This window comes from Delftia sp., from assembly GCF_059499305.1.
In genome coordinates this window covers 98,136-121,498 of record NZ_JCABYI010000005.1, presented here as the reverse complement: position 1 = coordinate 121,498, position 23,363 = coordinate 98,136, and the positions used below count along the sequence as shown (strand labels likewise).

Here is a 23,363-nt window from a genome sequence, read left to right as displayed (position 1 = left end):
GTCCCTGTCCCTGTCCCTGTCCCTGTCCCTGTCCCTGTCCCTGTCCCTGTCCCTGCATGCGCAGGCTGGGCCACCGGCTCGCCAGTCTGCTCCGGCTGGCGGCATTGCGCGATGAGTGCATCCAGGCCGTTGGCCGTGACATGCGCATGGGGCTGGCCATCGAGCATCACGGCAGGCGATGACGCGCACAGGCCCAGGCAGTAGACCGGCTCCAGCGTGACGGCGCCATCGGCAATGGTTCCATGCCCATGCCCGTGCCCACTCGATCCGCAGCCCAGCGCCTGGCCTGCGTGGGCCAGCAGCGCGTCGGCACCGCGCGACTGGCAGGCCTCGGCGCGGCAGACCTGCAGCACATGGCGGCCCGCTGGCGTGCTGCGGAAATGGGGGTAGTAGGAGATGACGCCATGCACCTCGGCACGCGAGAGGTTCAGCGCATCGGCGATGCGCGGCACGGCGGCTTCGGGGATATGGCCCAGCATGTCCTGCACGGCGTGCAGCAACTCGATCAGGGGGCCGGGGCGCCGGGTATGGACGGCAATGGCGTGCTCGACGGCCTCGCGCTCATGGACGCCGAGTGCGCTGCCGGCAACAGCGGCATTGAGGACGGCAATGGGAATGATCTTCCCTTGTGTGGCTGGCATGGGTGTCCCTGCTGGCTTTCGTTGTGGGGAGCGGCGCGGTCCGGTCCGCTGGCGCTTTGTCTCTCATGCCATTTCAAGGCCTGCCGGGCAAGCCGTCAAATTCAAACGGATGATTGCGCCATTCAATCGGCAAATGAGCCGCCGGGCAGTGCTGCGCCTGCTGCCCCGGGTCTTGCGGATGCCGCAGCCAGCGCGGGTTTGCGCCACTTGGCAAATGCGCCCGGCTTGTCGCAAATCACACGGTATTTGGTGTGAATTTTGATAAGCTCACGCGCACCATGAACCACCCGCCATCAGCCATGACGCCACAGGATGGCTATCATTTTTCAGACCAGATCGGCCACCTGCTGCGGCGTGTCTATCAGCGCCACACTGCACTCTTCCAGCAATACATTCCCGACTCGCAGCTCACGGCCGCGCAATTCGTGGTGCTGTGCTCCGTGCGCGACAACAGCGGCAGCTCGCTGGCCGACATCGTCAAGGCCACCGTGATCGACCAAGCCACCATCCGCGGCGTGGTGGACCGGCTCAAGCAGCGCGAACTGGTGCAGGTGGACCATGACCGCATCGACCGCCGCAAGGTCGTCATCAACCTCACCGAGGCCGGCCAGGACCTGGTGCGCGACATGGAGCCCTTCGCCAAGCAGATCACCGAAAGCACCTACGGCAAGCTCAATCCGGCCGAGCGCCTGGCGCTGGATTTTTTGCTCAAGAAGATGCTGGAAGGTGGCGAGGCGGATTGAAGAGCCCCTGTTTTCATGAGGATGGCTGCCAGGCGATCTCAAAGGGCTTGGGCCCTCGCCGTCAAAGCCCCATCAACCCAGGCAGTGCCTTTGCGCACGACCTGTAGCAAAGAAAAAACAGATTCTCACGCCCATCTTCCGGATAGAGATACCCGGCGCCTGCTGCATTGATGCTCCACCCATAGACCACGCCATTGCGCCGCAGCTTCCCACTGAAGGCGCAAGGCAGAATGATCGATTCATAGTGGAAGGTGGAGAAGGAAACCTCGGTTGCCGTGGAGAAATAACGGATGACATCCTTGGGCCGCAGCGTAATTTTCTCGCAGCCCATTGTTTGCCCTTCTCCAATGGATCGCTGAATTCCACCGATCAGCGTCACAGAATTCTTCTGCCTTGATGCAGCACCGAAAGAGACGATCAACATGAGAAGCCCCAGAGCAACAATGAGCACTCTGATTGATTTCATTTTCATCCGTCGGCTATTTTTCAAGAACATATGAATCAGGCTCCACTGAATATATAGCGCAGCAACTGGCTTCCTTCTGCGGGCTGCTTTCTTGCAATGGCTCCGTGGGCGTAGACATCGCTCAGAATCCTCAACCCATAGATACCCACCAGCAGGCGTACCAGCCATTGCGTCTGGTACAACTGCGCCTGTGTCGGCACTTCGTAGTCCTGGGTATGGCGCTGAAACATGCCTACCACCTCAATCCCAAGCGACTCTGCATTGACAGGATACCTCAAAGGGTAGGGCTTTTGCTTTTCATGCTCCGAGACCTTCCTCACTCTTTGCCCGAATCCCATCCCCTTTTGATGCAGCAGGGCATTGATATTCTCAAAATCGGCAGTTTCGCAATTGCTTTCGTTGAGGCAGCGAACCTGCAATATTCCCACATGCCAGCAAACTCTCTTCAGATTGGCTGTCTGATGGATTTTTCCATCTTTCCCCACCAGAAAATGGGCTCCCGTCTTCTGGCCGGCCTTGTAGCTGTTCAACACACTGGCTGCCGTTGGTGAATTCGTCCTGTGAAGCACAATGGAATTCACCTTCAGCAAATCGCCATGCTGTATGGAAGGAAATATTTTCACCTCGACATTTCTATCGACAAGAAGTCCGTTCTCAATAACTTTCATGCATCCCTCCGAGTTTTCTGGCCCATGGCAAGGTCTCCAGCAATTCAAGCCGAATGACAGACAAGCATGGGATTTACAGAGCGGGCTTGGCGATTTTGACGTGATTGCCGGCCTCGATCCGGCTCATACCATAGAGGATAGAAACAGCCGCGTCTCTAGGAATGATCTGAATCTGGATTGGAATATTTGCCATGAAAAAAGGCCTGCTTGCGCAGGCCTTTTCCATTCGAAGTTCTTTCTCGGCGTCAATCCAGCGCCCGGTTGCGCGATTCCACATCCACGGCCCAGATCGACAGGGCGCCGCCCACCAGCATGGCGGACAGCACGGCCAGGGCCAGTGTGAAGTGGGTGGCCATGATGGGCGCAATGATGGCCGGGGCGAACAGGCCGCCGAAGCGCGCCACGGCGCCGGCCATGCCCATGCCGCTGGCACGCAGGTCGGTGGGGTAGACCTCGGGGGTGAAGGCATACAGCGCGCCCCAGGTGCCCAGCAGCGAGAAGCTCATCAGCAGGGTGGAGCCGATGACCACGAAGGGCGACGAGCCCAGGCTGTAGAACATGCAGCCGACGGCGCTGAGCAGCAAAAAGCCGATCAGCGTGGGCTTGCGGCCCCAGCGTTCCACGCCATAGGCCGACAGCGCAAAGCCGGGCAGTTGCACCAGGGCCAGCACCACCAGGAAGACCTGGCCGCGCATGAAGGCGAAGCCCTCGCTGCTGAGCTTGACGGGCAGGTAGACGAAGACACCGTAGTAGGCGATGGAGATCAGCGCCCAGGCCAGGAACAGCGAGAGGCTGCGGCGGCGCAGGCCGCCGTTGAACAGCGCGAGGATGGACTTGCGCTCCTGCTTTTCAGGCTGCAGGGCGGGGATGTCCGCCGTGGTGCCGTTGACCTTGGCCACCCGCTGCAGCACCTTGCGCGCTTCCTCGGACTTGCCGTTGCGGTTGAGGAACATGGGCGACTCGGGGATGTAGAAGCGCAGCACCACGCCGATCAGCGCCGGCAGTCCGGTCACGAAGAAGATCACGCGCCAGGCATCGTCACCCCAGGACACGGCCACCAGCGCCAGGATGGCCAGGAAGATGGTGCCCACGGCCCAGAACGATTCCAGCAGCACCAGCCAGCGGCCGCGGCGGTCGCTGGGCAGGAACTCGGCCATCATGGTGTAGTCCACGGGCAGCGTGCCGCCCACGCCGATGCCGGTGATGAAGCGCAGCACCAGCAGCCAGGCGAACTCGGGCGCAAAGGCCGAGGCCACGCCCGCAAAGGCATCGATCACCACGGCCATCATCAGCACCGGGCGGCGCCCGATGCGGTCGGCCAGGCGGCCGAAGACGAAGGCACCGATCAGCATGCCGATGAAGAAGAAGGTGCCGGTCTGCAGCGCCTCGGGCACGGTCTTGCCGAAGGTCTTGGCAATGGACGGCGCGCTGAAGCCGATGGACAGCACCTGCATGGCGTCGGCCAGCCAGACCAGCCCGAAGATGACGAACAGCCGATATTGGAACTTGCCGACACCCGCTGTCTGGATGCCTTTTTCCACCGAAATGTATGTAGATGACATGCAGGGACTCCTTTTCTAGCCATCGCAATTGTTGAATCTGTCTTTTCCCAGGCAAGGCCGTTCAGCTTGTGTTGCCGTCTCCTGCCGTGCCTTCCACCCTTCACACATCCGGAGCGAACCGCTCCCTCGGCGCCATCTCCATGGCCCGATGAAAAATTTCCGGATGTCGGTCTCTGCATCCGGGCGATGGGCGCATTGCGGACAGGCTGCACATCGACAGCGCCGTCCGTTGTTGCCCATCACCCGTCCCCAGCATCAGATGTCAGGACCCAGGCCCTGGAGAGATTCCAGGGCAAGGTGTCCATATCCGCGGCATCGCCCATGCCGCCGCCCATTGCTGCCCATTGCCGCCCTCAGTGCGCATGCGCCTGTGCCTGCATGCGCAGCCGGTTAATCGTCTTCGTGTCGTCTGGCCAAGCTTTTTCCTCCGGTGCAAATCGTTCGCGCAAATATCCGAGCAGGTCCGCGATCTGCCTGTCGTCCAGGCTGTCCCCGAAGCCGGGCATGTAGCCCAGCGCATCGTCGGCCGGCGCCTGTATGCCGTTCAGGATCACCTGGACCAGGTTGTCGGGGCTGGCCGCATGCAGGTTGGTGTTCAGGGCCAGCTGCGGCTTGACGCCGAACAATGTGGGACCGCTGCCCGCCTCATGGCAGACGGCGCAGGCGTTCTGGTAGATGCGCTCGCCATTGGCGTGGCGGTCCAGGGCCATGGCAGGTGGCGCCGCAGGCGCCGCCGCCTGCACGGCGGCCGGCGCCGGTGCCGGCATGGCCGGGGCGGCCTGGGCGGCCTGTGGTGCCTGTGGGGCCTGGCCCGGCAACTCCATCAGATAGGTGGCCATGGCGCGCACATCGGCTTCGGGCAACTGGGCCAGGCCGTGGATGACGGGCGCCATGGGGCCGGCCGCCACGCCGTGGCGGGCCGAGAAGCCGGTGCGCAGGTACTGGTATAGCTCTTCGCGGCTCCAGGGCAGCTTGCCGCCGGCCAGTTGATTGAGCGCGGGCGCCGTCCAGCCTTCGGCCTCGCCGCCGCCCAGGTAGTGGATGCCGGTCTTTTCGGCACCCAGCGCATTGCGCGGCGAGTGGCAGGCCGCGCAGTGGCCCGCGCCTTCGACCAGGTAGGCGCCCCGGTTCCATTCGGCGCTGCGCGCGGGGTCGGCCTTGAAGGGCGTGGCGTCGTGGAACAGCAGGTTCCAGCCCGCCATGGCCGGGCGCAGGTTGTAGGGGAAGGCCAGCTGCGTCTCGGGCGCCTTGGCCTTCACGGCAGGCTGGGACATCAGGTAGCCGTAGAGGGCCTGCAGGTCGCCATCGCTGAGCTTGGCGAAGGCCGTGTACGGGAAGGCCGGGTACAGCTGCCTGCCATCCTGGTGGATGCCGTGGCGCATGGCGCGCTCGAAGGCCGCGTAGGACCAGCGGCCGATGCCGGTTTCGTTGTCGGGTGTGATGTTGGTGGAGTAGATGGTGCCGAACGGCGTCTCCAGCCCGAAGCCGCCGGCATTGGCCGCGCCGCCCGGGGCCGTGTGGCAGACCACGCAGTCGCCCGCAGCCGCCACCAGGCGGCCGCGCTCCAGGGCCTGCGGCGAGTACAGGGAAACGTCGGGCCCGTCGGTCAGCGGCAGGGCCGGCTTCAGCGGCCAGGCCATGGCGGCCATGCCGGCAAGGCCTGCGGCGCCTGCGGCCAGCCAGCCCCAGCCACGGCCGGGCCGCGCCGCACCGGGCTTGCCGGCACCCTCGCCCGCCAGGGCCAGGCGCAGCTGCTCGGGCTGGAAGGGCACTTCGCGCAGGCGCACGCCTGTCGCATGGTGAATGGCGTTGGCAATGGCGGCGGCGGCGGGCAGCGTGGCCACGCCATCCAGCGCCAGATTGCCCTGGCGGATGACCGCGACATCGCCGGGCACATGTTGCGCCAGGTCGGAGCCGGGCTTGGCGATCACATCGAAAGAAGCAGCGGAGGCTGTGGCCCCTGCCCAGTCGTCAAAAGCGGGCGCCGTGCCCAGCAGCCGGCGCGCATCGGCCAGCAGTTGCGGGTCCTGCTGGACGATCTCGGGCCGCGTGCTGGCGGCCTGCGCCGCTTGCAGGCTGCGGCTGTCATGGCCGGCCACGACGCGGGTCACTTCGATCTCGCCCGTTTGCGGGTGCACGGCCACCTCGGCCACCCAGGCGCTCCAGGCATGGAGGTCGGCGCCCTGCGCATCCAGGGTCTGCAGCTGGGCGGTGGCAAAGCCCCGGCCCAGCAGGCGGCCATCGGCACCTTGGTGGGACGGTGCCTGCTGCGATGCCTGCGCACGCTCGGCCACCTGCCGGGCCAGATCGCGCACCGGGCCTTCGGGCAGGTGCTGCAGCCGCCATTGCAGCGGATCACGGCCCTGGTCCAGCGCCTGCTCATGCCAGTGGCTTTCGCGGGCAAAGACCTGGGCGGCATTCAGATCATCGACGCCGGCATGCCGCAGGCTGGCGGCCAGCCTGCGCTCTTGCACTTCGCCGGCATCGAGCACGGTGGCCAGGGCCGCGGCGCGCGCCAGCTCGGGCTGGCTCAACAGGCGCGCCATGCTGGGGCGCACGGCCCAGGGCGTGTCGGACAGCAGCAGGTCTGGCTGCGGCGATGCATTGCCCGGCTGAGGCTGCACCGCCGTGTCGGCTTCAAGCCCTTGCGAAGGCCGCGCATCCACGCGCAGCACCAGCTCCCGGCTGTCTGCGCTGCCCGCAGCAGTCCAGGCCTCGCAGGCCACGCTGACAGGCCGGCCCACGGCCTGGGACAGCAGGGCCGCATCGGCCGCTGCGTCCATGAGATCCAGCACATGCGGGGTGCCGGCCGCCGTGGCCGGCAGGCTGAACAGCCGCAGCGCGGACTCGGGACATTGCAGCAATGCGGCCAGTTCGCGGCCGATCATCTGCCGCACATCCGCGTCACAGGGCGGCAGCCAGACGCTGGCATGGCCGTCCAGGCACCACACGGCTGCGCGTGCGGCACCCTCGCAAGACACGGGCGCCGCCATGCGCCAGACATAGCGGCCGGCATCGGGCAGGTCGGCCTTGTCAGCCTTGTCGGCTCTGTCGGCAGCACGGGGCGCGCTGGCGGCCCTGGCTTCCTGCCGGTCATCCCAGGCAGGGGCCAGGCCGGCAGCGGCCTGCCGGGCATGGACAGGCGCCACGGCCACCACACCCAGAAAATGCCCGCGCTGCACCGCGGCCACCACGCCAGCCATGGCCTGGGCGTCCTGCAACCGTGCATGCAGGGGCACGCTGCCCCGGTAGCGCAGACCGTCCCAGGCCGCGACGGGCGGGCGCAGCGCCAGGCCGTGCAGCAGGTCGGAAGGCAGGGCGGGTGTGTGGCCGGCCGGGCTCATGGCTGGACCTCGCCCGCGCTGGAAGATGGAAAACCGGGGGGCGCCTGCAGCGCGGCGCGTTGCGCACGCAGCTGCACGGCGCGCAGGGCGGCCTGCATGATTTCCACATGCGTGCCGCAGCGGCACAGGTTGTGGTGCAGCTCGTTGCGCAGTTCCTGCTCGGTGGGATTGGGGTTGCGGCGCAGCAGGGCCTCCACGGTCATGATCATGCCGTTGAGGCAGTAGCCGCACTGGGCCGCCTGGCAGTCGATGAAGGCCTGCTGCGTGGGGCCGGGGCACTGGCGCGAGCCCAGGCCTTCCAGCGTGGTGACCTCGCGGCCCACGGCCGCCCGCACGGGGATCACGCAGGAACGCGCGGCCACGCCATCGATCAGCACCGTGCAGGCGCCGCATTCGCCCAGGCCGCAGCCGTACTTGGGCCCGTTCAGCTCCAGGTCATTGCGCAGCACATGCAGCAGCGCCGTCCCGGGCGCTGCCGGCACCTCGCATGCGCGTGCATTGACCTGCAGGCGGATGGGGTGGGGGGTACTGCTTGGATGGACTGGGGTTCCCATGGGACGAGGCTCTTGCAACTTGGCTGCGGTTCAGGATGTCGGCGTTCTGCGGCCGGACAGGAGTGGGGGGATTCCCTCCCCTCCCCTCGTCCGGCAAGGCAGCGAGTATCAGGCCGCTGCCTTGACCTTGGGCTCGACCAGGGGCACGTTGAACACGTCGTAGCCGAAGCACCAGGACGGATCTTCGTTGGTGCGCAGCCAGGTGTTGTCGTGTGAGATGCGCTGCACCTTGCTGGCGCGCTCGGCACGGTTGGCTTCGTACAGGGCGAAGGCCAGCTCATGGTTGTGCGCGCCGACTTCCTTGAGGCAGCGCGCCAGCATGGCGCCGTCCTCGATGGCCATGGCGGCGCCCTGGGCCATGTGGGGCTTCATGGGGTGGCAGGCATCGCCCAGCAGCACCAGGCGGCCACGGCTCCACAGCGGCAGCGGATCGCGCTCGAGCAGCGACCACTTGGTCACTTCCACGGTGGCGTCGATCAGTGCCTGCACGGTGGGATGCCAGCCCGAGAAGGCCTCGCGCATCTCTTCCTTGCTGCTGGGCAGCCAGCGGTCGTTGAGGTCCCACTTCTCGACGGGCACGCCGGTCACGTAGTACAGCTCGTCGGCCTTGCCGGTGACGAAGTAGGTCATCATGTGGCGGTCATCGCTCCACCACTTCACGCAGGCGTCAAAGGGCAGCATGCCGGCCTTGACTTCGGGCGTGGGGAACACGGCGCGGTGGGCCAGGTAGCCCGCGTACTTGGGCAGCTCGGGGCCCAGCAGTTCCTCGCGGATGCGGGAGTTCACGCCATCGGCGCCGATGACGATGTCGGCCTCCTCGGTCGTGCCGTCGGCAAAGTGCATGACGACCACATTGCCGCGGTCCTCCACCTTGGTCAGGAACTTGCCGTAGGCCATCACGCTGTCGGGCAGGGCCTCGACCAGCAGCGCATGGAAGTCGCCACGGTGCACGGTCAGGTAGCTGGCGCCGTATTCCTTGACGGCGTAGTCGCCCAGCGGGATCTGGGCCAGCACGTCGCCCGTCTGCCAGTGGCGGCTGTACCAGTAGTCGGGATGCGAGCCCTGCTCGTTGAGCGCGTCCTCGATGCCGATGCGGCGCAGGATCTTCATCACATTGGGCCCGACGTGGATGCCGGCTCCCAGGCGCGAGAAGCTGGGCGCCTGCTCATAGACGCGGACATTGAAGCCTTCCTGGAGCAGCAGCTTGGCAGCTGCAGCCCCGCCGAGACCGGCGCCGACAACGGCGATTCGAGGGGATTGAGACACAGTTTTCTCCTTGCAGGAATGTTGAAAGCCAGACGGGGCAACCGTTGCTTCGGCGCGTCCTTGCAGGGTGTAGAGCAGGAAGCGTGCCAGGCAACAAAACACTTAATTCAGGTGTATGCGCTTGAATTTTTCAAATCGACGCATGCACCATAGGGCGGCAGAATAAATTGAAGTTCGCCATTTTTGGTGCAATTTCTGCACCAAATCAGTACAAACCCCGAGAAAATTCTCATTTGCAAGGCGGCACGTCTTTTGCAAGAATAAAGCGTACACACTCAGTTGATTCTGATCAGAAACCCTCGAAACTTCGCAAAGGCAAGTCCATGACCAAAACGTTCCGCATCGGCCAGATCGTCCCCAGCTCCAACACCACCATGGAGACCGAAGTGCCGGCCATGCTGCAGGCCCACTCCACGCTGCGCCCGCAGGACCGCTTCACCTTCCACTCCAGCCGCATGCGCATGAAGAAGGTGCAAAAGGAGGAACTGGCCGCCATGGACGCCGAAAGCGACCGCTGCGCGCTGGAGCTGAGCGACGCGCGCGTGGACGTGCTGGGCTATGCCTGCCTGGTGGCCATCATGGCCATGGGCAAGGGCTACCACCGCGTCTCGCAGCAGCGCCTGACCGAGCGCACGGCCAGCAATGGCGCCACCGCCCCGGTGATCACCAGCGCCGGCGCGCTGGTGGAAGCGCTCAAGGTCATGGGCGCCAGGAAGATCGCCCTGGTGGCGCCCTACATGATTCCGCTGACCCAGCTGGTCATGGACTACGTGGCCGCCGAAGGCTTCGAGATCGTGGACTGGCGTGCGCTGGAGATCCCCGACAACCTGGACGTGGGCCGCCACGACCCCGCCAAGCTGCCCGGCATCGTGGCCGGCATGAACTACGCCGACGCCGACGTGATCGTGCTGTCGGCCTGCGTGCAGATGCCCTCGCTGCCGGCCGTGGCCCAGGTCGAGGCCCAGACCGGCAAGCCCGTGCTGACCGCCTCCATCGCCACCACCTATGCCATCCTCAAGGAACTGGGGCTGGACCCCGTGGTGCCGGGCGCGGGCGCGCTGCTGTCGGGCGCCTACCCCTACGACACCGGCAACAGCGCAGCCAAGGCCTGAGGAACACACGCATGACCAGCACCTCCAGCACCCCCAGCACATTCCGCTACGGCGGCAACGTCCATGCCAACGGCATCCGCCAGCACTACCTGCGCTACGGCGGCGCCGAGGGCGAACGCGCGCAGCGCGACGCCGTCATCCTGATCCCCGGCATCACCAGCCCGGCCGTGACCTGGGGCTTCGTGGCCGAGCACCTGGGCCGCCAGTTCGACACCTATGTGCTGGACGTGCGCGGGCGCGGCCTGTCGTCCTCCGGCCCGGGCCTGGACTACAGCCTCGATGCCCAGGCCGCCGACGTGGCCGCCTTCGCCCAGGCCCTGGGCCTGCAGCGCTGGGCGCTGGTCGGCCACTCCATGGGCGGGCGCATCGCCGTGCGCGCCGCGCGCAGCCAGCCGGTGGGGCTCACGCGCCTGGTCATCGTCGATCCGCCGGTCTCCGGCCCCGGCCGCCGCGCCTACCCGGCCGCCCTGCCCTGGTATGTGGACTCCATCCGCCAGGCCACGCTGGGCATGGATGCCGAGGCCATGCGCGCCTTCTGCCCCACCTGGACCGAAGAGCAGCGCCAGCTGCGCGCCCAGTGGCTGCACACCTGCCACGAGCCGGCCATCGTGCAGAGCTTCGAGGACTTCGGCCGTGACGACATCCATGCCGACCTGCCCCGCATCCAGCACCCGCTGCTGCTGGTCACGGCCGAGCGCGGCGACGTGGTGCGCAGCGAGGACGTGGCCGAGTGGCAAGGCCTGGCACCCCAGACCGAGCATGTGCGCGTGCCCAACGCCGGCCACATGATCCCCTGGGACAACGAGGCCGGGTTCTACGTGGCCTTGGGCGATTTCCTCGGCGCGCGGGTGGACTGAATGTCCAACCGCAGCCCACTCCCATCCATCGCGACACCAAGGAGCCGACCATGTCCGTCAGCGATATCGATCTGATCCACGCCTGGAAGCAGGTGCTCACGCTGTCCCGGCTCGAAGCCGGCCAGACCGTCACCGTGCTCACGGGCGCCGACACGCACCCGCAGACGCTGCGCTGCGCCATTGCCGCCTCCAGCGAAATGGGGGCGCGCGTCAACCGCCTGGACCTGCCGCCCGTCAATGCCGAAAAATCACTGAGCCGCGACTCGCTGGCCTACCTGGGAACCACGCCACTGACCGGCAACCCCGCCGCCATCGCCGCGCTCAAGGCCAGCGACCTGGTGCTGGACCTGATGACGCTGCTGTTCTCGCCCGAGCAGCACGAGATCCTGCAGACCGGCACCAAGATCCTGCTGGCCGTGGAGCCGCCCGAGGTGCTGTGCCGCCTGGTGCCCACCGAGGGCGACCGCGCACGCGTGCAGGCCGCATCCAAGCTGATCGAGGCGGCCGGGCAGATGCACATCACCTCGGCCGCGGGCACCGACCTGCGCTGCCGCCTGGGCAGCTTCCCGGCCATCTGCGAATACGGCTTCGTGGACCAGCCCGGCCGCTGGGACCACTGGCCCAGCGGCTTCGTGCTGACCTGGCCCGACGAGGGCGAGAGCAACGGCCGCGTGGTGCTGGACCGGGGCGACATCCTGCTGCCCATGAAGGACTACGTGACCGAGCCCATCGAACTCGTCATCGAAAAGGGCTACGTCACGCGCATCAGCGGCGGCCTGCAGGCCGACATCCTCAAGGAGTACATGGCCTCCTACGAGGACCCCGAGGCCTATGCCGTCTCCCACATCGGCTGGGGGCTGCAGCCGCGCGCCCACTGGTCCATGCTGGCCCACTACAACAAGGAAACCCACATCGGCATGGACGCCCGTGCCTTCGAGGGCAACTTCCTGTGGTCCATGGGCCCCAACAACGAGGCCGGGGGCAGCCGCACCACGGCCTGCCACATCGACATCCCCATGCGCCACTGCTCGGTGGCGCTGGATGGCAAGCCCACGGTCATCGACGGCGTGGTGCAGGACGAGGAAGGACTGGCGCGCGCCGCCAAAAGGTCCAAGCAAGGAAAGGACATCGCATGACAACCGCCACCACCAGCACGCAGAGCGTTCCCACCGAGGGCGTGCAGGGCGACATCTCTGCCTACGCACGCCAGGGCTTCGGCACGCCGCTGCCGCTCAAGGCCCCGTTCGGCCTGCTCATCATCGACTTCGTCAACGGCTTTGCCGACCCGGCCGTCTTCGGCGGCGGCAACATCCCCGAAGCCATCGCGCAGACGCAGCACCTGCTGGCCCATGCGCGCGAGCGCGGCTGGCCCGTGGCGCACAGCCGCATCGTGTTCTCGGACGACGATGCCGACCACAACATCTTCTGCCTGAAGGTGCCCGGCATGCTGACCCTGAAGGAAGACAGCCCCAACAGCGCCATCGTGCCCCAGCTGGCCCCGGCCGCTGGCGAATACGTGGTGCGCAAGAGCACGCCCTCGGCCTTCTTCGGCACCATGCTCGCACCCTGGCTGGCCCAGCGCGGCGTGCAGACCCTGCTGGTGGCCGGCTGCGTGACCAGCGGCTGCGTGCGCGCCAGCGTGGTCGATGCCATGCAGTCGGGCTTTCGCCCGCTGGTCGTGGCCGACTGCTGCGGCGACCGCGCCCTGGGCCCGCACGAGGCCAACCTGTTCGACATGGCCCAGAAGTACGCGGCCGTGATGCCGCTGAGCCAGGCCATCGCCGACACCGACGCCCTCGCCGCAGGTTGATCCCACCGCGCCAACGCGCCTATGGGGCCGGCCCTGCGCAGCCGGCCCCGGAGTGCATAACATGCACAGGGCACGCCTGAAGGCGTGCCCGCGAAGAACACCGCCCCATGAACCTGCCCCAGCCCCAAGCCCTGCACGCACAGCTGCTCGCGCGCGCCGACACCCTGCTCGTGGTGCGCCAGCCCGTGGCGCCGCCGCGCCCTGCGCCCGGCCAGCCCGGCACGGCCACCGACTATGTGCAATCCACGCCCGAGGTCTTCGTGGCCGTGCTGGCCGACGAAGCCGCGCCCCAGGGCTGGCGCGCCCTGGCCTTCAACGGCCATGTGGACCTGGGCACGGGCATACGCACGGCCCTGGCGCAGATCGTGGCGGAAGAACTCGAAGTGCCTTTGGCGCGCCTGGACATGGTGCTGGGCCACACGGCCGCCGCGCCCAACCAGGGCCCGACCATTGCCAGCGCCAGCATCCAGATCTCGGCCGTGCCGCTGCGCCGCGCCGCCGCCCAGGCGCGCGAGCAGTTGCTGGCGCTGGCCGCGCAGCAATGGAATGTGGCGGCGGACCGGCTCCAGGCACGGGAAGGCGTGGTGCGCTTTGCCGATGGCCGCGATGCCCGTGAACTCGGCTATGGCGATCTGCTGCGCGGCCAGCAACTGCAGCTGACGCTGGCCCCGCCGGATCAGGAAGTGAAGCTCAAGCCCGCCAGCGAATACCGGCTCGTCGGCCACGGCGCTGCGCGCGTGGACATCCCTGCCAAGGCCACGGGCGAGCTGAGCTTTGTGCACGATGTGCGCGTGCCCGGCATGCGCCATGGCCGCGTCATCCGCCCTCCACACCCGGGCCGCGACGGCGGCGATTTCATCGGCCGCTGCCTGGTGGCCGTGGAGCGCGACTCCGTGGCCCACCTGCCCGGCAACGTGCAGGTGGTCACCGAGGGCGACTTCGTCGGCGTGGTCGCCGACCGCGAGGAACAGGCCATTGCCGCCATGCGCGCGCTGCGCGTGCAATGGCAGGCCGTGCCGCCGGCGCCCGATCTGTCTGACTTGGCCGCAGCCATCCGCGCCAATCCTGCCCAACACCGTGCGCTGGTGGACCAGGGCACTGTGGACGATGCCTTCGCGGGCGTCGGCACGGGTGCGGCCACCGAACTGCGCCGCAGCTACGTCTGGCCCTACCAGATGCATGCCTCCCTCGGCCCGTCCTGCGCCGTGGCCGATTTCAGCGTGGGCCGTCTCAAGCTCTGGGCCGGCACGCAGAACCCCCACATGCTGCGCACCGACCTGGACCGCCTGCTGCAACTGGGCGAGGACCGCATCGAGATCGTGCGCCTAGAGGCGGCCGGCTGCTACGGCCGCAACTGCGCCGACGATGTCTGCGCCGACGCCGCACTGCTGTCCATGGCCGTGGGCGCGCCCGTGCGCGTGCAGCTCACGCGCGAGCAGGAACACCAGTGGGAGCCCAAGGGCACGGCCCAGCTCATGGACGTGAGCGCGGCCATCGATGCCCGGGGAGAACTGCTGGCCTACGACTTTGCCGTGCGCTACCCCTCCAACGACGCGCCGCTGCTGGCCCTGCTGCTCACGGGCCGCATCCCGGGCGAGCCGCGCACGCTGGAGATGGGCGACCGCACCGCCGTGCCGCCCTACCGCTACGCCAGCCAGCGCATCACCTGCCATGACATGGCGCCCATCGTGCGCTCATCCTGGCTGCGCGGCGTCTCGGCCCTGCCCAATTCCTTTGCCCACGATTGCATGATCGACGAGCTGGCCCATGCGGCCGGTGCCGACCCCGTGGACTACCGTGTTCGCCACCTCGATGACCCGCGCGCCGTCGAGCTGATCGAGGCCACGGCCCGCCACGCGGGCTGGCAGCAAAACCAGCCGGGAAGCCGGGGCCGCCCCGGCGCCGACGGCCTGCTGCACGGGCGCGGCGTGGCCTATGCGCGCTATATCCACAGCCGCTTTCCCGGCTTCGGCGCGGCGTGGGCCGCCTGGGTCATCGACATCGACGTGGACCCCGCCAGCGGCCGCATCGCCGTGCGGCGACTGGTCGTGGGCCAGGACACGGGAATGATGGTCAACCCCGACGGCGTGCGCCACCAGATCCACGGCAATGTCATCCAGACCCTGAGCCGCAGCCTGATGGAGAAGGTCGCCTTCAACGAGCAAGGCGTGGCCAGCCGCGAATGGGGCAGCTACCCCATCATCGGCTTCCGCGACCTGCCACCCATCGAAGTGGTGCTGATGCCGCGCCAGGACGAGCCCCCCATGGGCGCTGGCGAATCGGCCTCGGTCCCCGGCCCGGCCGCGCTGGCCAATGCGCTGTTCGACGCCACCGGCCGGCGCTTCTACGCCGCGCCCTTCACGCCCGACGTGGTGCGCGCCGCACTGAATGCCGCGCCGAACGCCACGCCAGAGACTGCACAACCCGCCTAGTCTTTCAGCGCCCCCGCATGCCGCAGGCACTGCGCGCGCCAACCGGCGTCGTCCTGCAGTTGCAGCGCGGCCTGCAGCGCGCGCGTGGGCGCCACGCCCTGCTGGGCCATGAAGCCTATGGGGGTGACCAATTCGGGCGAGCGCAGTGGCCGGGCCACCAGGCCCGGCATGTGGCGCACCGTTGCCACCATGGCGCCCGGCAGCACGGTGGTCATGCCATCCGTTCCTTGCGCCACGGCCATCACCAGGGTCAGCACGGAGTTGGTTTCCATGGCGGGCTGCACGGAAATGTCCACGGCGGCGAAGGCCTCGTCGATCACCGTGCGGTTGTGCATGTCGGGGGTGAGCAGGCACAGCGGCATGCCGGCCACTTCGCGCCAGGCGATGTCGGCACCAAAGGCAAAGGGCCGGCCCTCGCCCTGCCCATCGCGGCACTCGGGGCACTCGCGGCACAGCAGGTAGTAGTGCTCCTCGTACTGGGGCCAGGACTGCAGGCGCGGTCCGCGCGGCGGCATGCGCGCGCTGTAGCCCAGGGCCAGGTCCAGGGACAGGTCTTCGAGCCCGCTCTCGATCTCGGCCGAGCTCATGGACAGCACCACGGGCGTGATGCCCGGATGGTGCTCGCGCAGCAGGGCCGCAAAGCGCGTGAGCATGGGCATGGCCGTGGGCACGGCCGCCATGCGCAGCTGCCCGCGCAGCGCGCCGGCGGCGGCGCTCAGTTCCTGGCGCAGGCCTTCCTCGGCCCGCAGCATGGCCAGGGCCGTGGCCAGCACCTGATCGCCCTCGGGCGTGAAGCCCGCGAACGAGCGGCCCCGGCGCACGATGACCGTGCCGAACTCCTCCTCCAGCGCGCGCAGCGCATTGGACAGCGCCGGCTGGGTGATGTGGCATGCCAGCGCCGCGCGGCCGAAATGGCGGTGCTCGTTGAGCGCCGCCAGATACCGCATCGAGGTCAGCAGGTTCATGCCGGCGGCGCCAGAAGGGTCAGGTTCCCTGGCTCACCGTGATGGTGGGGAACTTGCTCGTGAAATCGCGCGCCTTGAGCGCCACCTTCACGGCCAGGTCGCGCGCCACCTTCTTGTAGATCTGCGCGGCTTCGCTGTCGGGCTCGGCCACCACGGTGGGCTTGCCGCTGTCGGCCTGCAGGCGGATCTGCAGCGACAGGGGCAGGGCGCCCAGGTAGTCGATGCCGTACTCGGCCGCCATCTGCTTGCCGCCCTCGGCGCCGAAGATGTGCTCCACATGGCCGCAGTTGGTGCAGACGTGGGCCGCCATGTTCTCCACCAGGCCCAGGATGGGCACGCCCACCTTCTCGAACATCTTCACGCCCTTCTTGGCGTCGATCAGGGCGATGTCCTGGGGCGTGGTGACGACCACGGCGCCCGTCATGGGCACGCGCTGGGCCAGCGTCAGCTGGATGTCGCCGGTGCCGGGCGGCATGTCCACCAGCAGGTAGTCCAGATCCTTCCAGTTGGTCTGGCGCAGCATCTGCTCCAGCGCCTGCGTGGCCATGGGGCCGCGCCAGATCATGGCCTGGTCGTTGTTGACCAGGAAGCCGATGGACATGACCTGCACGCCATGGCTTTCCATGGGCTCCATGGTCTTGCCGTCGGGGCTTTCGGGGCGGCCCGAGATGCCCATCATCATGGGCTGGCTGGGGCCGTAGATGTCGGCGTCCAGGATGCCCACGCGCGCGCCCTCGGCGGCCAGCGCCAGCGCCAGGTTGGCCGTGGTCGTGCTCTTGCCCACGCCGCCCTTGCCGGACGAGATGGCGATGATGTTCTTGACGCCCGGCAGCAACTGCACGCCGCGCTGCACCGCATGCGCGGCGACCTTGGACGTGATGTTGACCGAGACATTGCCCACGCCCTCGACGGTCTTGGCCGCCGCGACGAACTGGCCGCGCAGCGCCGGCACCAGGCTTTGCGCCGGATAGCCCATCTCCACGTCGAAGGCCACGTCGGCCCCCGTGACCTGCAGGTTGCGCAGGGCGCGGGTGCTCACATAGTCCTTGCCGGTGTGGGGGTCGAGCACGCTGGAGAGCGCGGCCAAGAGCGCTTGTTCTGTGACTGCCATTGCTTTGATTACTCCTAGAGCCGGATAGTCTATCCAAGGCCCCAAGCCCTCGCCCGCGCGAGACAATGCAGGCCCCGCTGGCTTTGTTCCCATTTCTCCCGCCTTTTTCCGCGAAAGATCCGCCCCGTGAAATTCAAGATGGCCCACAACTCCCTGTTCGCGATCCTGCTGCGCTCGCGCTGGTGGATCAGCATCGCGCTGGCCGCGCTGGTGACCCTGGTGTCCACGGCGCTGCTGCCCAAGGACATCGCGCCGTTCGCCGCCATCACCGCCCTGCCCTTCTTCGGCATAGGCTGCGTTGCCGCCTGGCGCCAGCTGCGCGCGCCCAGCCCCGCCAAGGTGGAGCAGGCCCTGGAGATCGCCGCCCAGCAAAGCTGGCGCGAGTTCGCCGATCGGCTCGATCGCGCCTGGCAGGCCGAGGGCTACACCGTCACCCGCCTGTCCGACAAGGACGGCGCCGACTTCGTGCTGGAACGCGAAGGCCGCACCACCGTGGCCAGCGCCAGGCGCTGGAAGGCCGGCGTGCACGGCATGGAGCCGCTGCGCGCCCTGCTGGCCGCAGGCCAGGCGCGCGATGCGGCCACGGTCTGCTACCTGTCGCTGCAGCCGCCGGCCGAGAATGCAGCCGCCTGGGCCAAGCAGCAGGGCATCGCCCTGATCTCCGGCAAGGACCTGGGCTCCCTGCTGGCCAAGGCCTGATCCCTTCGGGGTCATCCCCTGATCTGATGACGGCCGGCGCGCGGCACACTCCAGGCATGCCCGATGCCGCGCCCTCACCCGACTCCAGCCTCCCTCCCCCCAGCACCGGACTGCTGCTCAGCGGCGGCGGCGCCCGCGCCGCCTACCAGGCCGGCGTGCTGGAGGCCATTGCCGAGATACGCCGCGCCTGCGGCCAGCAGCATGGCCCCAATCCCTTCCCCATCCTGGTCGGCACTTCTGCCGGCGCCATCAACGCGGCCGCCCTGGCCTGCGGCAGCGACCATTTCGACCGGGCCGTGCGCCGCATGTCGCGCATCTGGCGCAACCTGCGGCCCGAGGACATCTACCTGTCCGACTCGCTGAGCGTGCTGCGCAGCGGCGCGCGCTGGCTGACCCTGCTGTCCCTGGGCTGGGCCCTGGCGCGCTGGGGCCGCATGCGCCCGCGCTCGCTGCTGGACAACCAGCCGCTGGGCCGCCTGCTGTCGTGTGGCCTGGTTCCGCTGGAACGCCTGCCGCAATTGATCGCGGACGGCCACCTGCGTGCGCTGGCGGTCTCGGCCTCCAGCTACACCACCAGCGAGCATGTGACTTTCTGCCAGGCGCAGGACCAGCTCCAGCCCTGGGTGCGCAACCAGCGCAAGGCCGCCGCCGCCCAGATCACGCACGCGCACCTGCTGGCCTCCTCGGCCATCCCCTTCATCTTTCCGGCCACGCCGCTGCCGCTGGACGGCGCCACCGAATACTTCGGCGACGGCTCCATGCGCCAGACCGCGCCGCTGGCGCCCGCCATCCACCTGGGCGCCGAGCGCATCCTCGTCGTGGGCGCGGGCCGGCGCACCGAGCCGCCGGCCAGGCCGCCGCCAGAAGGCGCAAGCTACCCGTCGCTGGCCCACATCGCGGGCCACACGCTGTCCAGCATCTTCCTGGACGCCCTGTCCCTGGACGTGGAGCGCGCCGAGCGCATCAACCAGACGCTGGCCCTGATCCCGCCCGCCGACCGCGAACGCAGCCGGCTGCGCCCGCTGCAGTTGCTGGTCATCTCGCCGTCCGAACGCATAGACGCCATCGCCGCGCGCCATGTGGGCCAGCTGCCGCTGCCCATGCGCACCCTGCTGGGCGCCCTGGGCGTGCGCCAGGACGCCAGCGACCCGCGCGGCGCCGCCCTGGCCAGCTACCTGCTGTTCGAGCGCAGCTTCACCCGCGAACTCATGGCCCTGGGCCGGCGCGACGCGCTGGCGCGGCGCAGCGACATAGAGCAGTTCCTGGGCTGGCAGCGCCCGCTGGTCGCCAGCTGACGCCTGCAGCCAACAGGCCTGGCGCAGCGAAGGCCCTCAACAACTCCCCGTATGTCCGCCTGCACGGAAAAGCCATCGCCGCCCCACAACCGCCCAGCCCTTCTAGAATGTCAGGTTCCCCCGAGAAAGCCGCCATCCATGACCGCACGCAAACTCTTTGTCACCACCGCCCTGCCGTACGCCAACGGCAATTTCCACATCGGCCACATCATGGAATACATCCAGGCCGACACCTGGGTGCGTGCGCAGCGAATGCAGGGCAACGCGGTCAACTTCGTGGGCGCCGATGACGCCCACGGCGCGCCCATCATGATTGCGGCCGAGAAGGCCGGCAAGACGCCCCAGCAGTTCGTGGCCGACATCGCCGCAGGCCGCAAGCAGTACCTGGACGGCTTCCACATCGCCTTCGACAACTGGCACAACACCGACGCGCCAGAGAACCACGCGCTGGCCCAGCAGATCTACAGGGACCTGAAGGCTGCCGGCTTCATCGAGACGCGCACCATCGAGCAGTTCTTCGACCCCGAGAAGAACATGTTCCTGCCCGACCGCTTCATCAAGGGCGAATGCCCGCGCTGCCACGCCAAGGACCAGTACGGCGACAACTGCGAGGTCTGCAGCGCCGTCTACGCGCCCACCGACCTGATCAACCCCTACTCGGCGCTGTCCGGCGCCAAGCCCGTGCTCAAGAGCTCGGAGCATTTCTTCTTCAAGCTGTCGGACCCGCGCTGCGTGGAATTCCTGACCGAATGGACCCAGGACGGCCAGCACGTGCAGCCCGAGGTGGCCAACAAGATCAAGGAATGGTTCAGCGTGCGCACCAATCCGGACGGCACGACCAGCGAGGGCCTGGGCGACTGGGACATCTCGCGCGACGCGCCCTACTTCGGCATCGAGATCCCCGATGCGCCGGGCAAGTACTTCTACGTCTGGCTGGACGCGCCCGTGGGCTACCTGGCCTCGCTCAAGAACCTGCTGGACCGCCGTGGCGAGGACTACGAGGCCTACATGGCCGACCCCGCGCTGGAGCAGTACCACTTCATCGGCAAGGACATCATCACCTTCCACACGCTGTTCTGGCCCGCCATGCTCAAGTTCAGCGGCCGCAAGACGCCCACCAAGATCTGCGTGCACGGCTTCATGACCGTGAACAACGGCGAGAAGATGAGCAAGAGCCGCGGCACCGGCCTGGACCCGCTCAAGTACCTGGGCCTGCAGATGAACCCCGAGTGGCTGCGCTACTACCTGGGCGCCAAGCTCAACGGCAAGAATGAAGACATCGACTTCAACCCCGATGACTTCATGGCCCGCGTCAACTCCGACCTGATCGGCAAGTACGTGAACATCGCCTCGCGCGCGGCCGGCTTCATCGCCAAGCGCTTCGACGGCAAGCTGGGCACGGTCAGCGAAGACGGCCAGGCCCTGCTGGCCCAGCTGCGCGGCCAGAGCGAGGCCGTTGTCCAGGCCTTCGAGAACCGCGACACGGCCCGCGCCGTGCGCGAAATCATGCAGCTGTGCGACCGCGTCAACGAATACGTGGACGCCAACAAGCCCTGGGAGCTGGCCAAGCAGGAAGGCATGGACGCCCGCCTGCAGGACGTGTGCACCACCTGCATCGAGGCCTTCCGCCTGCTGACCATCTACCTGAAGCCCATCCTGCCGGCCGTGGCCGAACAGGTGGAAGGCTTCCTGAACGTGGCGCCGCTGCAGTTCGCCGACGCACAGAACCTGCTGGGCGCCGGCCATGCCATCGGCCTGTACAAGCACCTGATGCAGCGCGTGGACGTCAAGCAGCTGGAGGCCCTGTTCGAGGCCCCCGAGCCCGTGGTCGAGAAGGTCCTGCCCGGCGGCGAGGAAATTGCCGAAACCATCAGCATCGACGACTTCGCCAAGGTGGACCTGCGCATCGCCAAGATCGTGGAATGCAAGCCCGTGGAAGGCTCGACCAAGCTGCTGCAGCTCACGCTGGACGTGGGCGAAGGCAAGACACGCAACGTGTTCTCCGGCATCTCCAGCATGTACCAGCCCGAGCAGCTGCAGGGCAAGCTCACCGTGATGGTGGCCAACCTGGCGCCGCGCAAGATGAAGTTCGGCATCTCCGAAGGCATGGTGCTGGCCGCCAGCCACGCCGATGAGAAAAGCAATCCCGGCATCTATGTGCTGGAGCCTTTCCCAGGCGCCACCCCCGGCATGCGTATCCACTGAAGCAAGCCATCCATGTCCCGCAAGCCCTCACGGTCCCCGGCCCTGGGGGCTTTTCTTTGCCTGTGCGCCAGCGCCCTGCTGTCCGGCTGCACCGTGGTGGCCGTGACGGCCACGGCGGTCAGCGTCACGGCCTCGGCCGTAGGGCTGGCCGCGGATGCGGCCGTGGGCACGGCAAAAATCGTCGGCAAGGGAGTGGGCAAGGCCGTCGATGCGATGAGCGATGACGGGGCAGCCGCAGACAACAGCGGCATCACGGTCCGCTACCGCACGCCCGATGGGCAGCCTCTGACGCCCTGAGGCTACTGCCCGGCGTAGCGCCCGGGCCGGTGGCTCACGGCCAGGAACACGCCCATGATCACGGCCGCCAGCACCGACCAGGCCACGCGCTCGAAGGGCACGACCCACAGCGCCAGCAGCACCACGCAGCAGTCGATGGCCATCTGCACTTTGCCGGCGCGGATGCCGTAGCGGTCCTGCAGGTAGAGCGAGGCGATGGTGGCGCCGCCCAGGCTGGAGCGGTGGCGCGCCAGGAACAGCAGGCCCGAGCCCATGAGCAGGCCGCCCGCAATGGCGGCAAAGGCCGGGTGCAGGTAGTCGATGTGGATGAGGCGCGGCCCCATTTCGGTGATCAGCGACAGCGCGCCCACGCAGATGAAGGTCTTGACCGTGAAGGTGCGGCCCACGCGCGTCCAGGCAAACCAGTAGAACGGGATGTTGATCGCGAAGAAGATGAGGCCGAACGGCCAGCCCGTGGCGTAGTGCAGCACGAAGGCCAGGCCCGCCGTGCTGCCCGTCAAAAGCCCCGCCTGGGCGAACATCATCATGGCGATGCCCACGAACAGGGTTCCGGTGAAGAGGGCCTGGACATCCTCGAAGAGGCCATGGCGCAGCGAAGCGGTGGCCGAAACAGGCGCAGCGGGCGCGGCAGCGGGTAGGGAGGGCGTGGACATTGTCGGGGTGATGACAGATCTATCGTCGCAAAGGCCCCGGTTCGGGGCCTTCACCGTACCCATGGGGTGTCATAGGTACAAACCCGGATTCTAGAGACTGTTGCCCCGGCGCGCTGTGGCGTGCAGGGTACAGCGCGCCGCAGGGGCTTGCAGGAGCTTGCAAGGGCCTGTTGTCAGGCTCCGCCGTGCAGTTTCTCGCGGCCGGCGCTGCGCAGCACGCGGCCGTCGGGGCCGAAGGTCACGGTGAACTCCATGTCGCGCGTGGGGGGATCGATGTAGTTCCAGTCCCAGTCGGTTTCCTGCTTGAGCTGGTAGGTGGTGACCTTGGCAGGCTTGCCCAGCATGCGGCGCACCTGCTCCTCGTCCATGCCGGGGCGGATTTTCTCGAAGTTGTGCGGCGCCAGCACCTGGCGCAGCGCGCTCATGCGGCCATCGGTGCCGATGGTGATCATGTAGTTGCGGCTGCCGGCGGGCTGGCGGTTGTACTCGAAGGTGCGCGAGCCGTCCGGCTCCGTCCAGATGCGTTCGGGCTCGCCAAAGCGGGCGCGGACGTCGGCCTCGGTGGACAGGCCTTCTTCGAGTTCCTTGATGTTTTGGGGATCGCAGCCGGGCAGCCCAAGCATGCCCATCACGGCCACGGCAACGCCCAGAAGACGGGAGACTAGGTTCATCGGCGGTGTCCC

The 23,363-nt window shown here is 67.6% G+C and carries 21 protein-coding genes; 10 read left to right on the top strand and 11 right to left on the bottom strand.

Annotated features, from left to right (window positions below):
* A partial coding sequence (locus AC5I49_RS05465) for a formate dehydrogenase subunit gamma (protein WP_495788957.1) occupies positions 1–641 on the bottom strand: 641 nt, incomplete at its 3' end.
* Positions 642–940: 299 nt separating this feature from the next.
* Between AC5I49_RS05465 and AC5I49_RS05460 the strand changes: the two genes are divergently transcribed.
* The gene (locus AC5I49_RS05460; RefSeq protein WP_016449026.1) at positions 941–1,384 is read left to right on the top strand and encodes a MarR family winged helix-turn-helix transcriptional regulator; all 444 of its coding nucleotides are present in this window, start codon (positions 941–943) and stop codon (positions 1,382–1,384) included.
* A gap of 61 nt (positions 1,385–1,445) precedes the next feature.
* On the opposite strand, the gene AC5I49_RS05455 is transcribed toward AC5I49_RS05460, so the two are convergent.
* From AC5I49_RS05455 to AC5I49_RS05430, 6 genes are all read right to left on the bottom strand, one after another.
* Positions 1,446–1,880, bottom strand: a complete 435-nt coding sequence (locus tag AC5I49_RS05455; protein WP_074923077.1) for a hypothetical protein — start codon at positions 1,878–1,880, stop codon at positions 1,446–1,448.
* A 5-nt stretch (positions 1,881–1,885) separates the two neighbouring features.
* Positions 1,886–2,518 carry a peptidoglycan recognition protein family protein gene (locus AC5I49_RS05450; RefSeq protein ID WP_043790601.1) on the bottom strand — a complete coding sequence of 211 codons (633 nt, stop codon included), beginning with the start codon at positions 2,516–2,518 and terminating at the stop codon, positions 1,886–1,888.
* A 245-nt stretch (positions 2,519–2,763) separates the two neighbouring features.
* Positions 2,764–4,080 carry an MFS transporter gene (locus AC5I49_RS05445; RefSeq protein WP_026062635.1) on the bottom strand — a complete coding sequence of 439 codons (1,317 nt, stop codon included), beginning with the start codon at positions 4,078–4,080 and terminating at the stop codon, positions 2,764–2,766.
* 353 nt (positions 4,081–4,433) lie between these two features.
* Entirely contained in the window at positions 4,434–7,424 is a 2,991-nt protein-coding gene (locus AC5I49_RS05440; RefSeq protein ID WP_495788956.1) for a c-type cytochrome, read from the bottom strand.
* Positions 7,421–7,978, bottom strand: a complete 558-nt coding sequence (locus AC5I49_RS05435; RefSeq protein ID WP_046985986.1) for a (2Fe-2S)-binding protein — start codon at positions 7,976–7,978, stop codon at positions 7,421–7,423. The genes AC5I49_RS05440 and AC5I49_RS05435 overlap by 4 nt, the downstream gene beginning before the upstream one ends.
* 108 nt (positions 7,979–8,086) lie before the next feature.
* On the bottom strand, positions 8,087–9,244 hold the full coding sequence (locus tag AC5I49_RS05430; RefSeq protein ID WP_016449030.1) for an FAD-dependent monooxygenase: 1,158 nt from the start codon (positions 9,242–9,244) through the stop codon (positions 8,087–8,089).
* Between the two features lie 323 nt (positions 9,245–9,567).
* Here AC5I49_RS05430 and AC5I49_RS05425 point away from each other — a divergent pair, with 323 nt between their 5' ends.
* The 5 genes from AC5I49_RS05425 to AC5I49_RS05405 all read left to right on the top strand — a co-directional run bounded on the left by AC5I49_RS05425 (position 9,568) and on the right by AC5I49_RS05405 (position 15,455).
* Positions 9,568–10,356, top strand: coding sequence for a maleate cis-trans isomerase family protein (locus AC5I49_RS05425; protein WP_016449031.1), 789 nt, complete (start codon positions 9,568–9,570; stop codon positions 10,354–10,356).
* An 11-nt stretch (positions 10,357–10,367) separates the two neighbouring features.
* Positions 10,368–11,213, top strand: a complete 846-nt coding sequence (locus AC5I49_RS05420; RefSeq protein WP_074923075.1) for an alpha/beta fold hydrolase — start codon at positions 10,368–10,370, stop codon at positions 11,211–11,213.
* A 50-nt stretch (positions 11,214–11,263) separates the two neighbouring features.
* The gene (locus AC5I49_RS05415; RefSeq protein WP_012203775.1) at positions 11,264–12,349 is read left to right on the top strand and encodes a 2,5-dihydroxypyridine 5,6-dioxygenase NicX family protein; all 1,086 of its coding nucleotides are present in this window, start codon (positions 11,264–11,266) and stop codon (positions 12,347–12,349) included.
* Positions 12,346–13,023, top strand: a complete 678-nt coding sequence (locus AC5I49_RS05410) for an N-carbamoylsarcosine amidohydrolase (RefSeq protein WP_016449034.1) — start codon at positions 12,346–12,348, stop codon at positions 13,021–13,023. The genes AC5I49_RS05415 and AC5I49_RS05410 overlap by 4 nt, the downstream gene beginning before the upstream one ends.
* 107 nt (positions 13,024–13,130) lie before the next feature.
* Positions 13,131–15,455: a xanthine dehydrogenase family protein molybdopterin-binding subunit gene (locus AC5I49_RS05405; RefSeq protein WP_495788955.1), complete on the top strand. Its 2,325-nt coding sequence runs from the start codon at positions 13,131–13,133 to the stop codon at positions 15,453–15,455.
* Here the strand turns inward: AC5I49_RS05405 and AC5I49_RS05400 are convergent.
* Both AC5I49_RS05400 and apbC read right to left on the bottom strand, forming a co-directional pair.
* Positions 15,452–16,420 (bottom strand): LysR family transcriptional regulator, encoded by a 969-nt coding sequence (locus AC5I49_RS05400; protein WP_016449036.1) that lies wholly within the window; start codon positions 16,418–16,420, stop codon positions 15,452–15,454. The two genes, AC5I49_RS05405 and AC5I49_RS05400, sit on opposite strands and share 4 nt — an antisense overlap.
* Positions 16,421–16,439: 19 nt before the next feature.
* Entirely contained in the window at positions 16,440–17,531 is a 1,092-nt protein-coding gene (apbC, locus tag AC5I49_RS05395) for an iron-sulfur cluster carrier protein ApbC (RefSeq protein ID WP_012203771.1), read from the bottom strand.
* 138 nt (positions 17,532–17,669) lie between these two features.
* Here apbC and AC5I49_RS05390 point away from each other — a divergent pair, with 138 nt between their 5' ends.
* The 4 genes from AC5I49_RS05390 (at position 17,670) to AC5I49_RS05375 (ending at position 22,027) form a co-directional block, all read left to right on the top strand.
* The gene (locus tag AC5I49_RS05390) at positions 17,670–18,230 is read left to right on the top strand and encodes a restriction endonuclease (RefSeq protein WP_016449037.1); all 561 of its coding nucleotides are present in this window, start codon (positions 17,670–17,672) and stop codon (positions 18,228–18,230) included.
* Between the two features lie 56 nt (positions 18,231–18,286).
* Positions 18,287–19,525, top strand: coding sequence for a patatin-like phospholipase family protein (locus AC5I49_RS05385; protein ID WP_016454164.1), 1,239 nt, complete (start codon positions 18,287–18,289; stop codon positions 19,523–19,525).
* A gap of 138 nt (positions 19,526–19,663) precedes the next feature.
* On the top strand, positions 19,664–21,730 hold the full coding sequence (gene metG / locus AC5I49_RS05380; protein ID WP_017404253.1) for a methionine--tRNA ligase: 2,067 nt from the start codon (positions 19,664–19,666) through the stop codon (positions 21,728–21,730).
* Positions 21,731–21,742: 12 nt separating this feature from the next.
* On the top strand, positions 21,743–22,027 hold the full coding sequence (locus AC5I49_RS05375) for a hypothetical protein (protein ID WP_017404252.1): 285 nt from the start codon (positions 21,743–21,745) through the stop codon (positions 22,025–22,027).
* Positions 22,028–22,029: 2 nt separating this feature from the next.
* Here the strand turns inward: AC5I49_RS05375 and AC5I49_RS05370 are convergent, their stop codons facing one another.
* Together AC5I49_RS05370 and bamE are read right to left on the bottom strand one after the other, a co-directional pair.
* The gene (locus AC5I49_RS05370; RefSeq protein ID WP_016449041.1) at positions 22,030–22,680 is read right to left on the bottom strand and encodes a YitT family protein; all 651 of its coding nucleotides are present in this window, start codon (positions 22,678–22,680) and stop codon (positions 22,030–22,032) included.
* 173 nt (positions 22,681–22,853) lie between these two features.
* Positions 22,854–23,351, bottom strand: coding sequence for an outer membrane protein assembly factor BamE domain-containing protein (gene bamE / locus AC5I49_RS05365; RefSeq protein WP_016449042.1), 498 nt, complete (start codon positions 23,349–23,351; stop codon positions 22,854–22,856).
* Positions 23,352–23,363: the final 12 nt, after the last annotated feature.

What these genes read in the sequence shown, in the direction of transcription:
- AC5I49_RS05440 (WP_495788956.1), bottom strand. Translation starts at nt 7,424, where the DNA reads ATGAGCCCGGCCGGCCACACACCCGCCCTGCCTTCCGACCTGCTGCAC.
- AC5I49_RS05410 (WP_016449034.1), top strand. Translation starts at nt 12,346, where the DNA reads ATGACAACCGCCACCACCAGCACGCAGAGCGTTCCCACCGAGGGCGTG.
- AC5I49_RS05415 (WP_012203775.1), top strand. Translation starts at nt 11,264, where the DNA reads ATGTCCGTCAGCGATATCGATCTGATCCACGCCTGGAAGCAGGTGCTC.
- metG (WP_017404253.1), top strand. Translation starts at nt 19,664, where the DNA reads ATGACCGCACGCAAACTCTTTGTCACCACCGCCCTGCCGTACGCCAAC.
- apbC (WP_012203771.1), bottom strand. Translation starts at nt 17,531, where the DNA reads ATGGCAGTCACAGAACAAGCGCTCTTGGCCGCGCTCTCCAGCGTGCTC.
- AC5I49_RS05370 (WP_016449041.1), bottom strand. Translation starts at nt 22,680, where the DNA reads ATGTCCACGCCCTCCCTACCCGCTGCCGCGCCCGCTGCGCCTGTTTCG.
- AC5I49_RS05385 (WP_016454164.1), top strand. Translation starts at nt 18,287, where the DNA reads ATGCCCGATGCCGCGCCCTCACCCGACTCCAGCCTCCCTCCCCCCAGC.
- AC5I49_RS05420 (WP_074923075.1), top strand. Translation starts at nt 10,368, where the DNA reads ATGACCAGCACCTCCAGCACCCCCAGCACATTCCGCTACGGCGGCAAC.
- AC5I49_RS05375 (WP_017404252.1), top strand. Translation starts at nt 21,743, where the DNA reads ATGTCCCGCAAGCCCTCACGGTCCCCGGCCCTGGGGGCTTTTCTTTGC.
- AC5I49_RS05460 (WP_016449026.1), top strand. Translation starts at nt 941, where the DNA reads ATGACGCCACAGGATGGCTATCATTTTTCAGACCAGATCGGCCACCTG.
- AC5I49_RS05405 (WP_495788955.1), top strand. Translation starts at nt 13,131, where the DNA reads ATGAACCTGCCCCAGCCCCAAGCCCTGCACGCACAGCTGCTCGCGCGC.
- AC5I49_RS05400 (WP_016449036.1), bottom strand. Translation starts at nt 16,420, where the DNA reads ATGAACCTGCTGACCTCGATGCGGTATCTGGCGGCGCTCAACGAGCAC.
- AC5I49_RS05450 (WP_043790601.1), bottom strand. Translation starts at nt 2,518, where the DNA reads ATGAAAGTTATTGAGAACGGACTTCTTGTCGATAGAAATGTCGAGGTG.
- AC5I49_RS05425 (WP_016449031.1), top strand. Translation starts at nt 9,568, where the DNA reads ATGACCAAAACGTTCCGCATCGGCCAGATCGTCCCCAGCTCCAACACC.
- AC5I49_RS05455 (WP_074923077.1), bottom strand. Translation starts at nt 1,880, where the DNA reads ATGTTCTTGAAAAATAGCCGACGGATGAAAATGAAATCAATCAGAGTG.
- AC5I49_RS05445 (WP_026062635.1), bottom strand. Translation starts at nt 4,080, where the DNA reads ATGTCATCTACATACATTTCGGTGGAAAAAGGCATCCAGACAGCGGGT.
- AC5I49_RS05390 (WP_016449037.1), top strand. Translation starts at nt 17,670, where the DNA reads ATGGCCCACAACTCCCTGTTCGCGATCCTGCTGCGCTCGCGCTGGTGG.
- bamE (WP_016449042.1), bottom strand. Translation starts at nt 23,351, where the DNA reads ATGAACCTAGTCTCCCGTCTTCTGGGCGTTGCCGTGGCCGTGATGGGC.
- AC5I49_RS05435 (WP_046985986.1), bottom strand. Translation starts at nt 7,978, where the DNA reads ATGGGAACCCCAGTCCATCCAAGCAGTACCCCCCACCCCATCCGCCTG.